The organism is Nocardia nepalensis, from assembly GCF_048910785.1.
Lineage (GTDB): Bacteria > Actinomycetota > Actinomycetes > Mycobacteriales > Mycobacteriaceae > Nocardia > Nocardia nepalensis.
This window is the reverse complement of record NZ_JBKBET010000028.1, coordinates 35,697-51,481: the sequence shown is the minus strand read 5'-3', so window position 1 is coordinate 51,481 and position 15,785 is coordinate 35,697. Positions and strand designations below refer to the sequence as shown.

General features: G+C 66.1%; 12 protein-coding genes. 8 read left to right on the top strand and 4 right to left on the bottom strand.

Features of this window, described 5'->3' with window-relative positions:
- The first annotated feature begins 373 nt into the window (after positions 1-373).
- Entirely contained in the window at positions 374-877 is a 504-nt protein-coding gene (locus ACHQ4I_RS20915) for a hypothetical protein (RefSeq protein ID WP_420773484.1), read from the top strand.
- An 826-nt stretch (positions 878-1,703) separates the two neighbouring features.
- On the opposite strand, the gene ACHQ4I_RS20910 is transcribed toward ACHQ4I_RS20915, so the two are convergent.
- A complete protein-coding gene (locus ACHQ4I_RS20910) occupies positions 1,704-2,516 on the bottom strand; it encodes a lipase family protein (protein WP_420773483.1) in 813 nt (270 codons plus the stop codon).
- Positions 2,517-3,062: 546 nt separating this feature from the next.
- Positions 3,063-3,800, bottom strand: coding sequence for a hypothetical protein (locus tag ACHQ4I_RS20905; protein WP_420774199.1), 738 nt, complete (start codon positions 3,798-3,800; stop codon positions 3,063-3,065).
- Here ACHQ4I_RS20905 and ACHQ4I_RS20900 point away from each other — a divergent pair.
- Complete coding sequence (locus ACHQ4I_RS20900; protein WP_420773482.1) at positions 3,727-4,185, top strand: integrase core domain-containing protein; 459 nt, start codon at positions 3,727-3,729, stop codon at positions 4,183-4,185. The genes ACHQ4I_RS20905 and ACHQ4I_RS20900 overlap by 74 nt on opposite strands.
- Here ACHQ4I_RS20900 and ACHQ4I_RS20895 read toward each other — a convergent pair.
- Entirely contained in the window at positions 4,116-4,475 is a 360-nt protein-coding gene (locus tag ACHQ4I_RS20895; RefSeq protein ID WP_420773481.1) for a hypothetical protein, read from the bottom strand. The genes ACHQ4I_RS20900 and ACHQ4I_RS20895 overlap by 70 nt on opposite strands.
- A gap of 917 nt (positions 4,476-5,392) precedes the next feature.
- On the opposite strand from ACHQ4I_RS20895, the gene ACHQ4I_RS20890 reads away from it, so the two are divergent.
- From ACHQ4I_RS20890 to ACHQ4I_RS20880, 3 genes are all read left to right on the top strand, one after another.
- A complete protein-coding gene (locus ACHQ4I_RS20890; protein WP_420773480.1) occupies positions 5,393-5,878 on the top strand; it encodes a hypothetical protein in 486 nt (161 codons plus the stop codon).
- Entirely contained in the window at positions 5,860-5,982 is a 123-nt protein-coding gene (locus tag ACHQ4I_RS20885) for a hypothetical protein (protein WP_420773479.1), read from the top strand. Before ACHQ4I_RS20890 ends, ACHQ4I_RS20885 begins: the two co-directional genes overlap by 19 nt.
- 202 nt (positions 5,983-6,184) lie before the next feature.
- Positions 6,185-6,697 carry a tetratricopeptide repeat protein gene (locus ACHQ4I_RS20880; protein ID WP_420773478.1) on the top strand — a complete coding sequence of 171 codons (513 nt, stop codon included), beginning with the start codon at positions 6,185-6,187 and terminating at the stop codon, positions 6,695-6,697.
- A gap of 143 nt (positions 6,698-6,840) precedes the next feature.
- Here ACHQ4I_RS20880 and eccA read toward each other — a convergent pair whose 3' ends face one another.
- Entirely contained in the window at positions 6,841-8,661 is a 1,821-nt protein-coding gene (gene eccA / locus ACHQ4I_RS20875) for a type VII secretion AAA-ATPase EccA (RefSeq protein ID WP_420773477.1), read from the bottom strand.
- Between the two features lie 226 nt (positions 8,662-8,887).
- Between eccA and eccD the strand changes: the two genes are divergently transcribed.
- From eccD to eccCa, 3 genes are read left to right on the top strand one after another with little or no spacing between them, the layout of a single operon-like run.
- On the top strand, positions 8,888-10,345 hold the full coding sequence (eccD, locus tag ACHQ4I_RS20870) for a type VII secretion integral membrane protein EccD (RefSeq protein WP_420773476.1): 1,458 nt from the start codon (positions 8,888-8,890) through the stop codon (positions 10,343-10,345).
- The gene (gene mycP / locus ACHQ4I_RS20865; RefSeq protein WP_420773475.1) at positions 10,323-11,735 is read left to right on the top strand and encodes a type VII secretion-associated serine protease mycosin; all 1,413 of its coding nucleotides are present in this window, start codon (positions 10,323-10,325) and stop codon (positions 11,733-11,735) included. Before eccD ends, mycP begins: the two co-directional genes overlap by 23 nt.
- A gap of 11 nt (positions 11,736-11,746) precedes the next feature.
- The gene (gene eccCa / locus ACHQ4I_RS20860; RefSeq protein ID WP_420773474.1) at positions 11,747-15,781 is read left to right on the top strand and encodes a type VII secretion protein EccCa; all 4,035 of its coding nucleotides are present in this window, start codon (positions 11,747-11,749) and stop codon (positions 15,779-15,781) included.
- The last annotated feature ends 4 nt before the right edge of the window (positions 15,782-15,785 follow it).

The window sequence follows — 15,785 nt, the reverse complement described above, 5'->3', positions numbered from 1 at the left end:
CTACACAGGGTGAGGTGCCACAGCGAGATGAGACGATGTTTGAAGAGAGGCTGAACTATTCCAGGCAGGGCTGCCATCGGGCGACACTGCATAGCTGCCAGTGCTGCCGACCCGAGCATTCACGCCCCGGGGACCTTACGCGAGCATCGTACTGACGTTCCGAACACGATTGTTGAACTCGGGTTCGCCGTAGCAGCGGTAGATTGAGAGTCCTGCTGCAATGTAGCGTAGCCAAGTTTGATCATGTTGGCCAGGACTATCCCCAATGGGAGTAGCACTTTCACAGGGAGCCTCTGAACTGCGGTAACAGGTTTGGGTCTGTTGTGGTGGGCGTGGTTCGGCTTATCGTCGGGTCGGGGGTTCGGAGGCGGCGATGGGGTCGTGGTTGGAAGAACTCGGGCGGCGGGAAGCCGATGCCCGGAAGCGGGCCGAGGGGCTGCGGGAGAGGATCTCGGAGTTGACCGAGCAACTGGCTGTCGAGGAGCGGCTGTTGTCGAAGTTGCAGGTCACGCGGGAGACGATGATCGAGATTCTCGGTGCGACAAGTGATCTCGACGAGCCGGTGGAATCGGGCGGTACCGGCAGCGATTCGCCGGAACCAGAGCCGGAGGCCGTGAGCGGCTCGCCGATCGGGGTGGTGCTGGTGCCGCAGCACGGGCCGGGAATGGATGTGTTGGTGCTGCCGCAGGACTACCAAGATGTTGTGGAAGTGCTCACCGACGCCGGACGTCCGCTGCGGGCCGGGCACATCGCCGCCGCACTCGGGCTCGAGATCGCACCGGCGAAAGTCGAAGGGCTGCGCTCGAAACTCAAGCGCCTGGTCGCGCGGGGCTGGCTGGACGAGCAGACTCCCGGGCTGTTCGCGATCATTGAATAAGGTTGGTACATAGCGTTATTGACGGGCTCTTCCCCGTAGTTTCGAAGATGCCACTCAACAGAAACTCCGGAAAGAAGAGCCCGGTGACACGCTACGGCACGGGCGCGATTGCTGACCCCTTTGACGAGTCGAGAAAATCGTTCGAGACCTTGGTCGCCGACCTCGCGGGTCCGGCGACCACGACGATTGCGCACCATCAGCTCGAGGATCTGGTGCATGAGCGAGGCCGGGAGGTGTTACGGCAGTTGCTGCAGGACCATCTCGATCTGCGCGCGGCGCGCGAGGAAGCCGAGATGACCGAGCGGCATCTGGCCGGCCCGATCTCCGGGCGAAATCGCCTGGAGCACGGCCATACTCGGCAGCTGGCGACGGTGCTCGGACCGGTGACGGTCCGCCGCTGCGCCCTGCGCATGCCTGGGCAGCGCAATCTCTATCCTGCTGATGCGACCCTGTCGTTGCCCTCTGGTCGTCACAGTTATGGCCTGCGCCGTCAGGCGGTGCTGGAAGCAGTGCGATCTTCCTATGACACAACGCGATCGGCGATCACACGATGGTGCGGTCCGGTGGCCGGCAAACGGCAACTCGAAGGACTCGTGGCTGCCGCCGCGGTCGATATCGATGACTTCTACGCGAGGAAAGTTCCGGCACCAGCCGCCGCGGACACGTTGCTGGTGGTTTCGGTCGACGGCAAGGGCATCGTCATGCGGCCAGAAGCACTTCGTGAAGCCACCCGCCGCGCCGCCGACCGCGCGAGCGCAGCATTCCGGACCCGGCTGGCCTCGGGAGAGAAGCCTCACCGTAAACGCATGGCCACTCTCGCTGCGGTCTACGACGCGCGACCTGCTCCGAGACGGCCCCACGACGTGATCGCGGTCCCCGGCGGGCCGCGCAGCAGCGACCGCCCACCACGTCCCGGTCCACACGCGACCGATATATGGCTGACCGGGTAGTCGGTCACCGTGGGGTTGAACGTGCCTTGGAATACGCCGTTGGTGGAGTCGAGGTGTGCATACTGGCCCGAGTTGGACGCCTGTTTGATCAGGTCGAACAGTCCGGGCCAAGGAGCGGGCAGGTTGTTGTCGGAGTAGAAGGTCTTGGCGCGATCGATATCGTCGGGGTTCCAGACGTTCGGGATGACGTCGAGGCTGTTGGCGTAGCGCCGCACCCGCTGCAGGCGTTGGGTGGTATAGGCGACGAATTCGGGATTGCCGAAACTCGGTCCGGCGGTGGACAGCACGCTGACCCTGGCTTTCTCGGATGGGTCCCACAGTTGCTGGGTGTCGCGGAGCAACAGGGCCAGTGTGGGTGACAGGACACCAGCGAGGCTGTGGCCGGTGACGGTCAGGTCGATATCGGTGTGATCGAGCGCGCCCAGAAACGCGTATAAGGTGCGACCGGCGCCGGGGCGGTCGCCGGAGGGGGTGATCTTCGTGAGGATGTTCACCCCGATGGCCGCGCCGGTCGTGTAGCGGGCGGCGGGATGGGCGAGCCACGGGATCTGGCCGATCAGGAAGTTCTCGACGAGCCAGTCGAACGGTCCGTTTGTGCTGCCGGCCACGGCGATCACGTACCGGGAGGGGTCGTCGGTGCTTCGCACCATGTACAGGACGTTGAGCGCGTACAGGTCGGTGGTGAACACTTCGATCCCTGGGCCCCAGACGATCTCCCATCCCCCGATGACCCCCGGTTGATGTCGAGATGGTCCTGGATCCGCTGCTGGAGCAGGTGCTCCAGGTTGCCGTCGTTTTCCTCGCCGTTGATCAAGTTCGCATACAGCGACAGCTGGAATGTGACCTTGTCTTGCAGGGTCGCCTCGTTGCTCGTCGTGGATTGTGCAGTCATGTGCCGCTCCTTGTCGAATAGAAGTTTCATCCGAACAGAGACAGAGTTGAAGCGGTGACGCGGATTCGCGGGCCTGGTCCGCAGCGGGGACAGATCATCCTGGACCGCAAGCCGTGGAGGCGAGTCCAGACCTCGGTCCACCAGACATGCGGGCCCAGCGTTCAGCTTCGCCGAATTGGGCGGTTGACCATGGATCTGATGGGCCGGATCCGGTCGAACCGCTGGCCGCTCGATTCGCTCGGCTGGTGGGCCCGCCCTGGGCAGTTACGGCCTTCGTCGCCTGCCTGGTCTGTGCCGGCGCGAGCCGCCTGCTATCTCGTGGAAGCCGTGCCGGGCGACTTGCTCATTTCGGAAGCGCAGTGACGCATTCGTAGTGATGGCCGGCTTCAGAACCAAATGGCGCGATGCTCCACAACATCTCGCACTCCTCCTGCACAGAAGATACCATTCCGCCGTTTGTGTTGTAGTACACAAATGCGGTTCCACCAAGCGCGTCACCAGATGTATTCAAACTGCCGGACATCTTTTCTACGAACGCGGAGAAACGCGTCGAGTCGCTTGTTGCCTGGTCTGCTGTCCAACCAGCGGACTGGGACCAGTCATTGTATTGATTGATAAGCGAATCGGCGGGTTTAGGTGCATCGGACGGCAGGGCGATCGCGTCGTAGGTACGCGGCCTGTCGCTGAACTTCTGCATCACCCAATAGATCGAAGACGTATCTCCATGGTCAACACTCGAGGGCTGGCCCGCTATATTGTAGACGCCACAGCTGTGCACATTCAGTTTCAAGCCCCACTTACTCACATAGGTTGGCAACTGGCTACTGAATATGTCGAAGCATTTCACGTCGTCTCCTGAGCCGTTTTCTTCCGCCTCAACGGCAGCCTGCATTACCGCTAATCCGAATAGACCGGATGTGTCATCGTGGCCTCCGTCAGAGGCAGGGATGTACTTCTTCACGGCCTCTGACGGGTTTTGCAGCTCGTCACGGGAAGGCATCTCAGATATGCAGAGCTTGTGCATTTTGTCATCCTCCTCAGTTCTTGATCGCTTGGCGCACGGCTCCAGCGAATCGTTCAACGGCGGACTGCGCGACGAAATACCTCAACATCAGCAGCTTCGGGTCCCACTCACCCGGGCTCGCGTCGTAATCAGCGGCTGGAAGAACGAATACAACCACCGGCGAGAACATTCCGCGTTGAGCTACCAGACCCCGGCCGGACACGATAATGGCTTGATCAGCAGTGGTGGTGGCATGCCTGCGGCCGGGACTGATTCTTCGACACCAGGTTTCGCGTGCCGTTCAGACGATCGGGACGGTCGGGGAGTCGGGATCGGCTCGACGATACCGAGCACTCGAATGCGAGGTTCTCGCCGATCCCGCATCCCTATCAATCAACCGGTGAAGTCACTCACTCTGTTCCGCCGGCCCCCCGCCACTCCTCCACTCCAGCTGAACCAGTAGGTGAACTCGGACCGGTCGTCCGGCCACCACAGGATTTGCTGCTGGTGGCCGGAACCTACGTCCATGATGGCCGCGTAGGTTCCGCGATCGAAGGAGCTGCTGGTTTCGCCGGGGGCCAGCGTGATGATGCTTACCGGGTTGCCCGCTTCCCCCTCTTGCAGGAAGACCGAGACGTGGCGATCGGTGTCGTTGTACACCGTGTACGGGGCGACCGAGCTTCGCTCGGCAGGCTTCTGCATCTCCGATAAAGGCACGGTCACTTGCTTGAGCTGCGCGTCGGTTACGGTCATCGCTTCCTCCTGTAGCTCGTTGCGCTGGCCACGCGGAATCGGTGACGCGGACTGGGCCAGACTGGTTGGAGCCCGCGCTTTTCCAATGGAAGCCGGACGACAGGTCGCCCGCGAGCAGCGACCCGCGCCTCGACACATAGAAGCTCCTGTTCGCACGGTGCAGAGTGTGAGCAGCAGCCCCAGGAGACGTGATTCACCACCCAGGAGGAATCACGTCTCGTCGGGCAGTCTCATCCACAACGGTTCGGATTGGGGTGCGGGGCTTCAGCGCGGAACCGCCGCCGGGCGGCGTGGTGACGATCGGATACGTGCCATCGAATTCAGCCATGGGTGCGTCCTCACCGTGTGAACAGGGCGCCACCGGATGTCCATCCACCACCGGTCACGCCACACTGATCTCGTAGTCGGTCTTCCAAGGCGAATCTCCGGATCAATTGAATCAGGATCGCGTCGAGACCGGTTCTGATTCCGCACATTCGCCGACCGTATCGACAGCCCAGCCCGTCGCCCCCGGGCCGTGCGCGGCGAACACACCGGTCCGGCCCCTGCCGCCGGCGGAAGCGGTGAGAGCTGCCGAAGAGCCGGTCGAGAAATCCCCAGCAGGTCAGCGGTGGTTGGGCGGGCTGCGGGGTCTTTCGAGGGTTGCGGTAATGCTTCATGCTCGACGTGCGGTTCTCCTATTGAGAGAGCCCGGGCGAGGTTGTGGCGGTGCGGGATTGGGTCGTGGCCGCCGCAGCTTCGCTGCTGGGTAGAAGATGCCGCCACCGGCGGTGGCGACACCCTTCACGGTGGGCCGAGCAGGGTCGGTCCGGAAACCAGTGGAGCGGACCGGCGAGGACGGAATGGGTAAGACACCGAGCCCGAAGAAGCTGGACCAAGTCCGGCGCAAGGGTTACCCGACTGCGTTGTAGGAGCTGTTGATCCGGCTGTTGGAGCTTTCGGTCGAGGCCGGCTTCCAGCATCGCGAGGCTGCGGCGTTGGTCGAGCCCGGCGGCGTCCCCAAACTGCACGATCGGACTGCCGATGGCCGGTGGGTGGTGAGTGCCCGGCTGGTGTCGGCCCAGTTGAATCCTCGTAGCGACAATCCACGCCCACCGAGCCCGGAGCTGGTCGAGGCGTTCGTGCTCCTCTACACACAGCGCGGCGGCCCCAATTCGCAGACGGTCCGCCGGGAGGTCAACGCGCTGTACGCCGCAGCCGATCGCGCCTGCCGAGAACACAGGAACCGGGCAGCGAAACGGCCACCGACACATGCGGATCTGACGAAGCTCGAGCAGGTGATCGCCCAGTTGCGCGAGGACATCGCCGCCCGTGATGCGGAGTTGAAGCAGCTCCGGACAGAGTCCGAACGGAGCATCCGCTTTCGGGCGCTGTCTATGTCGGCGTGCTGGTCCTGCCGGTGATCTGGCTGCTGTTCATCGCCGCTGCAGGAACTTTGGACGTGCTGGCGCACGAACCGGTGCTGATGGTCGGCTGCGGTCTGGGGCCTGTTTCCGGTCCTCAGTGACAACAACTTCGGCGCGGGACTCGTCGTGGTGGCCATCTTCACCAACATCGCCCTCATGGTTCTGCTCGCCCGGATTCTCGGCAGCGACGTCCCGGATTCGTGGATCGCGGATCACGCAGATCTCGACGGCTTCTTCGACCACGGTCCGCGCAAGCTGGCCTACGGACATCTCCGGGAAGACCGAACCTTCGCAGCGATAGACATGTTCGAAAAGATCGCCTCCGCCACCGAACGAGCCAGAGGCCGTGACGATCGCAGCACCCTGTCCGCCTACGCCAGCCTCGGTTTTGCCTTCGACATGAGCCGCCAACACCGCCCTGCGATCAGGCTGTACAGGCGGCTGCTCAACGACAGCGAACGCATACACGGCTCGGACAACTACGAGACCATGTTCGCGCGAACGAGCCTCGCTTTTGCCTATCTCAACGCGAACCAGATCGGCAGAGCTGTCGAACTATTCGAAAAGGACGTGCTCGATCACGAGCGGATGCGTGGGCCGAGCGATCCTTCAACCCTGGGCTCGCGCAACAGCCTCGCCCACGCCTACGAAAGCGCCGGCCGGATAACCGATGCCATCGCCCTGCTCGAACGCAACCTCGCCGACTGCCAGCGATTCCTCGGCGAGGACGCCTCAATCACCAAGACCACATCGCTGTCCCACCGCCGCACCCACCATCGATCGGCGGCGAAGAAGCCAGCGCGCCGCCGACCCTAATTGTGAAGGTCCGATCCGGCGCCGCCCTAAAATGCGCAGACATGACCGGCGCGAACCTGGCCGCGGTGAGACGGGGTCCCGACTGGTGTCGGATAGTTCGGGCCTGCTGGGCGAGAGGCTTCGACTCCCAGTTGTATTCGCACTCAGGGCATGAGGGTCGAGAGCACCACTTCCAGTGCCTTGCGCATATCGTCGGCCTCGATGCGCATCAGGGTTTCTTCGTCGAGGGCGCGGTGGTCGAGGCTGTCGTCCATGGCTAGGCGGTATTCGCGCTCTTCCTCTGCGCTTTCGATGACGTTTCGGATGAATCGGCCGTTGCCGGCGAGGTCGACGCCGCGGCGGGGCAGGCCGCTCTGGTCGGTGCCTTCGGTGGCGTAGAGCGTCGCGCACGACTCGCGCAACAGTTCGACCGCCTCGTCGGCTACGGCGGAATCGCGTTTGGCGGCGATGAATTGGGCTATCTCGCAGAGTTCGCCGGGCGAGTAGGAGTCGAACTTCACGCGCTTGGCGAAGCGGGAGGACAGGCCGTCGTTGCTGGCCAGGAAGCGGTCGATCTCGCCGTCGTAGCCTGCGATGATGACGACCAGGCGGTCGCGATCGTTCTCCATCCGCGCCAGCAGGGTGTCGACGGCCTCGCGCCCGAAGGCGTCACCACCGGACAGTCCCGCCTGGATCAGGGTGTAGGCCTCGTCGACGAACAGCACACCGTCCATGGCCGAATCGATCAGCTGGTTGGATTTGATCGCGGTCGAACCCAGGTGCTGGCCAACGAAATCGGACCGTTTGGCCTCCACGACCTTGTCGGTCTCGAGCAACCCGAGCCCGCAGTAGATCTTGGCCACCACCCTGGCGATGGTGGTCTTGCCGGTGCCGGGCGGGCCGGTGAAGGCGAGATGCTGGCCGCGGGGCATGCTGTTGAGGCCCTTCTCGGCCCTGATCTTGGCCATCATCGCCGAGGACTGCAGCTTGGCGACCTGCACCTTGACCGCACCGAGGCCGATCTGCGCCGCCAATTCCGCGCGGGCGGCGGCGAGGATCACCTCGGCCCTGTGATGCTGTTCCTCTTCGGCCGCCTCCGCCAGCGACGGCGCCGACGCCGGATCCCAACGGTCGGTGCGTGATTCGATCTGTTCCTTGGTGGTCACCATGATCCGGAACTTGGGATCGCGCATCGCGGTGGCGTTGGAGGCGAACCCGGGGACCTGCGTGTAGACGGTCTCGAACAACGCCCGCGCCTCGTCCTCGTGGCCTTGCTCGCGCAACGCCAGCCCGCGGCAGTACATGGCCGCGGTCCGGGCCGCCGGAATCGGGCCGCGCTCGGCCAATTCCAGCCGGCGGGTCGCCTCGCCGAAGAGGCCGAGGTGGGCGCAGGCGGTGCCGACCATGACGTGCGCCCCGGCCGCCATGTATTGGTCCTGCCAGTCGGCCGACCCGGCCAGCACGCCCATCACCTCCGGCCACAGTTGACCGGTGAAATAGAGCACGCCGCGCGCGTAGGCGCAGACCTTGTCGTCGACGGCACGGTCGGGATCCTCGGTCAGCTGCCTGCGACGCTCGTCCAGCTCGTCGAGAACGCGTTCGGCCGCATCGAAATCCCGATCCTCGACGAGGTGCATCGCCCGGGCGAGCCAGATCTCGGTGAGGCTGGCGATCGGATAGTCGATGTACTGGCCGATCTGGAACCGGCCGGCCAGTTGCCGCGGCGGCAGACCGAGCCGGCGCTGCTCACGCAGATGCGAAGTCGTCGAGGTGCGGTGTAACTGGCGTAGCACTTCCTGGGTGGCGTCCCCGGCGGCGACGCGCCCGAGCCAGGCGTCGCACATGTCGGGATCGAGCTCGGTCGCCCGGCGGAAGGCGACCTTGGCGTACTCGAGATTCTTCGCGGCTTGCTGGCCGTCGACCATCAGACCGAGCGAGAGGACGCCCGCGTCGAAGACCTGTTGCGCTTGCCGAATCGCTGACATGCCCGGAAATTAGCGCGAACTCGGCTGTCCGGCCCAGCGAACCCGGACGCCGAACACCGGCCATTCACGGACAGTTCACCCCGCTGCGCGCGCTCGACGCGATAACCGCATGTCGTTGCCACACTGCGGGTTACGACAAAGCGAACTCCGCGTCGGGCCACTGCCGCGGGGCACCGTGATTGCTACTTTCCCGATCGTCGTAACCAGGGAATTCGGGAGTCATCACGTGATCGAGTCAACGGCGATCGAGCCGCAGCTGTGCAGAGTCTCGGTGATCGGCGGGAACACTCAGGTCGATGTAGCGCTGCCCGCCACGATCCCGATCGCCAATTTCATTCCAGATGTGGTGACACTCATCGCCTCTCGCAATCCGGACCTGTCCGAACACGAGGAGGACGGGCCGCTGGCCGCCCGGCATTGGACGCTGTCCCGGCTGGGCCACACCGCGATCGATCCGGTTCGGACGCTCACCGAGGCCGAGGTCTTCGACGGCGACCTGCTGGTGCTGCGCGCGGTGGATTCGGTCGACTCCCCCGCGCTCTTCGATGACGTGATCGACGCCGTGGCCCGGCTGACCGACAACTCGTTTCGCGGGTGGACCGCCGAGTCCGCGGGTCTGGCCGGGCTCGGCGGCGCGATCGCCGCGGTCGCGAGCGCGTGCCTTCTGTTGCTGTACGCGGCGGGACACGGGACCGGCGGATGGGCCGGTGCGGCGGGCGTCGGGTTCGGGCTCCTCGTCCTGGTCGGAGCCGGGCTCGTCGCCCGTTGGTATGCCGCGACACTGCCCGCCACGGTCCTCGCGCTGTGCGGGTTGCTGCTGATGGGCACCGGGGCCGCGGCGCTCGTGCCCGGTCGGCCGGGCGCACCGCACGTGCTGCTGAGTTGTGCCGTCACGATGCTGCTCGCGACGATCGCGATGCGGGTGATTGCAGTGCGCCCAACCATGTTCACCGCCGTCATCACGATCACGGCGTTCGGCCTCGGCGCCGCGGGGACGACCACGGTGTGGCAGGTGGCACCGTCCAAAACCGCGGCCGGAGTCATCTTCATCGCACTGCTCGGCATCACGCTGACGCCGCGGATCGCGGTCGCGGCCGCGCGGCTGCCGGTGCCGCCGGTGCCGACCGCGGGCGGAGTGATCGATCCGCGTGACCATGAGCCCCGGCCGACCATCGAGGGCATCGGCGCGATCGGCGCGACCTCGATTCCCTCGGCGGCCGGGCTGGGCGAACGGTCCCGTCGGGCCAACGAATATCAGTCCGGGATGATCGCCGGGATCGTGACGGTGACGGTGTTCGCGACGATCATGGTGGTCGCGGCGGCCCGGGACCACCTCTGGCAGACCGCGTTGCTGGCGGTGGCGGTCGGCATCGTGCTGGCCCGACGCGGGCGTGCCTTCTCCGACCTCACCCAGGCTGCGCTGCTGGTGCTCGGCGGCTGCTCGGCGCTGATCCCGCCGATGGTGCTGCTCGGCACCCAACTCACCGATGCCGCGTTGCCCGCCGCGGGCGCGCTGCTCGTCGTCGCGGCACTCGCGCTGCTGATCGGGGTGGCCGGGCCGAAGCTCGAGATCTCGCCGGTCGTGCAGCGGGCCGGTGAGCTGCTGGAGTACCTGATGATCTGCCTGATCGGGCCACTGGTCTTCTGGATCATCGACGTCTATGCCCTGGCCCGCAATGCGTGACCACGCACGATCGGCACCGGCCGCGCTCGCCGTCGCGGCACTCGCGATCACGGCGGCGTTGCTGCCCGCCGGTCCAGCCAGGGCCGTCGCGCCGCCGGGGGTCGATCCGGGCCTGCTGATCACCGGCGCCCCGGTAGCCCCGCCGGAACCCTCGCAACAGCGACTGCTGTGCTCGGAACCCAGCTGGACCGGACCACGTCCGGCCGGGGTGCCCGCCGCGCAAAAAGCGCTCGGGCTCGCCGCTGCCTGGGAATTCGGTCGCGGGGCGGGACAGGTTGTCGCGGTGATCGACACCGGAGTCAATCGCCATCCGCGGTTGACGGTCGACGCGGGCGGGGACTACGTCTCCGATTCCGACGGCACGACCGACTGCGACGGGCACGGCACCCTGGTCGCGGGGATCATCGCCGCGCACCCGTCCCCGGACGGCGGCGATGGTTTCGCCGGTGTCGCGCCGGGCGCCACGGTGCTGGCGATCCGGCAGACCAGCCTGGCCTATCAAGCCAAGAACAGCTACGGCAATGACCGGCCGGATGGCATGTCGGCCGGTGGGTACGGCACCGTCGCCACCCTCGCGCATGCCGTGGTCCGCGCGGTGGATCTGCACGCGACGGTCGTCAACATCTCCGAAGTGTCCTGCCGGCCCGCCGGTGCCGGCCCGGTGGACGGGATGCTCGGCGCCGCACTGAAATACGCTTACGACCGCGATGTCGTCGTCGTAGCGGCCGCAGGAAACCTGCAATCGCAGGGCGCGTGCAAGGAGCAGAACGGCGCCGGCTGGGATTCGGTCAGAACGATCGCGACGCCCGCGTGGTTCTCGCCCTATGTGCTCTCGGTGGCCTCGGTCGAGCCGGACGGCTCGCCGTCGCCGTTCACACTGTACGGGCCGTGGGTCTCGGTGGCCGCCCCCGGCAGCAACCTGATTTCACTCGACAGCAAGCCTGGTGGCACCGGCCTGGTCAACGGCACCCCGCAGGCCGACGGTCAGGTATCGCCGGTGGCGGGAACCAGCTTTTCCAGCGCCTACGTCGCAGGCCTGGCGGCCCTTGTGCGCGCACGCTTTCCGCAGCTGTCCGCCAAAGAGGTGATGGATCGCATCATCGGCACGGCGCATGCCCCCGGCGACGGCCACGACGCCCGGATCGGCGCGGGCATGGTCGACCCGGTAGCCGCGCTCACCGCCGTACTGCCGAATCCGCCGCTCCATGATCCGGCGGCCCGCGAACAGATCGCGGGCCCGACCCCGATCGCACCGGTGAACCCGTGGCCGCGGCGCATCGGCGTGACGGGCGCCGCGATCTGTCTGACCCTGCTCGCCATCTTCTCGACGCTGTCGATCCCCTCCCGCCGCAAGCAGCGCATGCCGCTCGTTCTGCCCGGCGACGACTGAACGGAACAGCCATGAGTACACAAGGTTTCATTCGGCTGGCCCGGATCGCTCCGCCGCGGCCGCCCGGCGGCGACGTGGTGCTCAACGCACCGCCGGAGATCACCGCGCCGGTGCCCGGCCCGCTGTGGCAGCGCCTGCTTCCGCTGGTCATGGTGGTCGCCATGGTCGGCATGATGGCGCTGATGTTCACCATGAGCGGCCGGTCGATGCTGACCAACCCCATGGCCATGATGTTTCCGATGATGATGCTGATGTCGATGGTCGGCATGTTCGCCGGTCGCACCGGCGGCGGTGGCAAGAAGGCCGCCGAGCTCAATGAGGAACGCAAGGACTATTTCCGCTACCTCGATCAATTGCGCCGCGACGTCCGCGGCACCGGCACTGCGCAGCGGGCGGCATTGATCTGGAGCCACCCGCACCCGGTCGACCTGCACGCCCTGATCGGCACCCGGCGGATGTGGGAACGCCGGCCCGGTGACCCCGACTTCGGGCATGTCCGGATCGGCGTCGGCAGCCATCGCCTCGCCACCAAGCTGGCCAGGCCCGAGACCGGCCCGCTCGAAGACCTGGAACCGGTGGCGACGGTGGCGCTGCGCCGGTTCGTGCGCACTCACTCGGTCGTGCACGGCCTGCCGACCGCCATCTCGCTGCGCGCGTTCCCCGCGGTCAACATAGAAGGCCCGCGGGAGCACGGGCGCGCTCTGCTCCGGTCGATGCTGATGGAACTGGCCACTTTTCACGGTCCGGACTTCATGATCTTCGCCATCGTCACCGCCGACCCCGACGCGGAGACCTGGCGATGGACGAAATGGCTTCCGCACCTGCAACATCCGCGCGATCGCGACGGGATCGGCTCGGCGCGCATGGTTTACGAGTCGCTCTCGGAGCTCGAGAGCGCATTGAGCGAGGACCTGCTCGAACGAGGCCGGTTCCTGCGCAACGCACCGCCGACCACGGGGCGATTGCACGTGGTCGTCGTCATCGACGACGGCTATGTCAGCGGTTCCGAACGCACGATCAGCGACGCGGGCCTCGACTCGGTCACCGTATTGGACCTGACCGCGCCACCAGCCGGGCTCGCGGTCCGGCGCGGCCTGCAATTGGTCGTCGACGAGGACGTGATCGGCGCGCGCACCGGCGGGTCGGTGGAGAATTTCGCGGGTCCCGATCGGCTGAGCCCCGAGGTGGCCGCCACCTTCGCGCGCGCCATGGCTCGGTTCCGGATCGCCACCACCGCCCAGATCGTCAATCTCGGCGACGACGTCTCCGGCGATCCCGGTCTGATGTCGCTACTGTCGATTCCCGACGCCGCGACGATCGACGCCGAGTCGGTGTGGCGGCCCCGATCCGCGCGCGAACGCCTCCGGGTTCCGATCGGCGTCACTCCCGACGGCACGCCCGTCGAGATCGACATCAAGGAATCCGCGGAGAGCGGCATGGGCCCGCACGGATTGTGTATCGGTGCCACAGGTTCGGGCAAGTCGGAGTTCCTGCGCACGCTGGTGTTGTCGATGGTGACCACCCATTCGCCGGATCTGCTCAACCTCGTCCTGGTCGACTTCAAGGGCGGTGCGACCTTCCTCGGTCTCGACCCCCTTCCCCATGTTTCCGCGGTGATCACCAATCTCGAGGAAGAACTCTCGATGGTCGACCGCATGCGTGACGCTCTCGCCGGTGAATTGACCCGCCGTCAGGAACTGCTCCGAGCGACTGGGAACTTCGCCAACGTCACCGAATACGAGAAGGCGCGCACCAACGGAGCCCAGCTCGATCCGCTGCCGGCACTGTTCATCATCGTCGACGAGTTCTCCGAATTGCTCTCGCAGAAGCCGGATTTCGCGGAGCTCTTCGTGATGATCGGCCGGCTCGGGCGATCGCTGCGGGTGCATCTCCTGCTGGCATCGCAGCGCCTCGAGGAGAACCGGCTGCGCGGTCTGGACTCGCACCTGTCCTACCGAATCGGCCTGCGCACCTTCTCCGCTGGCGAGTCCCGCCAGGTGCTCGGCATCACCGACGCCTATCACCTGCCCGGTCAACCCGGCGCCGGATATCTCAAGAGCGATTCCTCGGACCCGCTGCGGTTCAACGCGACCTACGTGTCGGGTACCTATGTGCCGCCCGCCGGTGACCGTGCCGTCGCCGAGGCGACCGGCACAGCGGGCGCGGTCGACCTCTTCACCGCCGCGGCCGTCGCGGTCCGCACGGCGCAGCCGGTCCCGGTGGAACTGCCGGACCTGAGCGAACTGCTCGGCGAAACCGCGACCGAACCCCTCACCCCTACGCACGAGCAGTCACTGCTGCAGGTGGTGGTCGAGCGGTTGACCGGGCACGGCAGACCCGCGCACGAAGTCTGGCTGCCGCCGCTCGAGATCTCGCCCACCGTGGATATGCTGCTGCCCGAGCAGGATTGGCGTTCGGAGAGCAACCGCAACGGCAATCTGTGGTTGCCGATCGGCATCGTCGACAAGCCCTACGAGCAGCGGCGCGATGTCCTCACGATCGATCTGGCCGGCGCCCAGGGCAATATCGCGGTGGTCGGTGGGCCGCAGTCGGGCAAGTCGACCACCCTGCGCACCATCATCACGGCTGCCGCGGCCACTCACACCCCCGAGCAGGTGCAGTTCTACTGCCTCGATTTCGGTGGCGGCACACTGTCCGCGCTCGCCGGTCTCCCGCACGTCGGGTCGACGGCAGGTCGCCTCGAGGGCGACCGCGTCCGGCGGACAGTGGCCGAGCTCAGCATGCTGTTGCGGCAGCGTGAACGCCGCTTTCTCGACCTCGGCATCGAGAACATGCGCGACTTCCGGAAACTGAAGGCGCAGCTCGCCGAGCTGCCCGAGGGCGAACGCGCGGCGCACCCGCTCTCGGCCGACCTGTTCGGCGATGTCTTCCTGGTCATCGACGGCTGGGCGGCGTTCCGGGAGGATTTCGACATCGTCGAAGGCCAGGTGCTCGGTTTGGCCGCGCGCGGTCTGTCCTACGGCATCCACCTCGTGCTCGGCGCCAACCGGTGGGCCGAGATCCGGCCGGTGGTGAAGGACCAGATCGGCACCAGGATCGAACTGCGCCTCGGCGACCCGTCGGACTCGGAGATGGATCGTCGTGCGGCAGTGGGCGTTCCGATCAATCGCCCGGGCCGCGGCATGACTCCCGACAAACTGCACATGTTGATCGCGCTGCCCCGCCTCGACACCGACGTCGACCCGGGGACCCTCGCCGAGGGCGTCGCCGCGGCCAAGGAAGCGATGGTGCGGGTCTACGGTGACCGCCACGCACCCCCCGTGCGTCAACTCCCGCTGGAACTGGACCGGGCACAGGTGCTGGAAACCGCACGGGCGCAGGGCCTGCGCCTGGACAACAAACGGGTCCTGATCGGACTGAGCGAATCGGAACTGGCGCCGATGGTGCTCGACTTCGAGGAGCAACCGCACCTGCTGGTCTTCGCCGACGTCGGCTGCGGCAAGACCACACTGCTGCGCAATATCGCGCAGGGAATCGTGGAGAACTCCAGCCCGAACGATGCCCGGGTCATTATGGTCGACTATCGCCGCACCATGCTCGGCGCCATCGATGGCCCGCACCTGGCCGGATATTCGACCTCGGCGCAAACCTCGGTCCCGACCCTCAAAGAGGTCGCGGGATTTGTGTCCCAGCGGATGCCGGGCGCCGACATCACCCCCACGCAGCTTCGGGAACGCAGCTGGTGGACCGGCCCGGAGGTCTATGTGATCGTCGACGACTACGACATGGTGGCGTCGAACAATCCGCTGCTGCCGCTGATGGATCTGCTCCCGCAGGCCCGCGATATCGGCCTGCACGTGGTGATCGCGCGGCGAGCCGGCGGCGCGTCGCGTGCGCTCTACGACAATGTCCTGGGCCCGCTCAAGGACATGTCGGTCGACGGCATTCTGATGAGCACCCCCAAGGACGAGGGTGTGCTGCTCGGTGACGTGCGCCCGGCGCAGTATCCGCCGGGCCGGGGCATGCTGGTGTCACGCACGCGTGGGCGCGAGCTCGTCCAGATCTGTCAGCTGCCCGCCCTGTGATCCG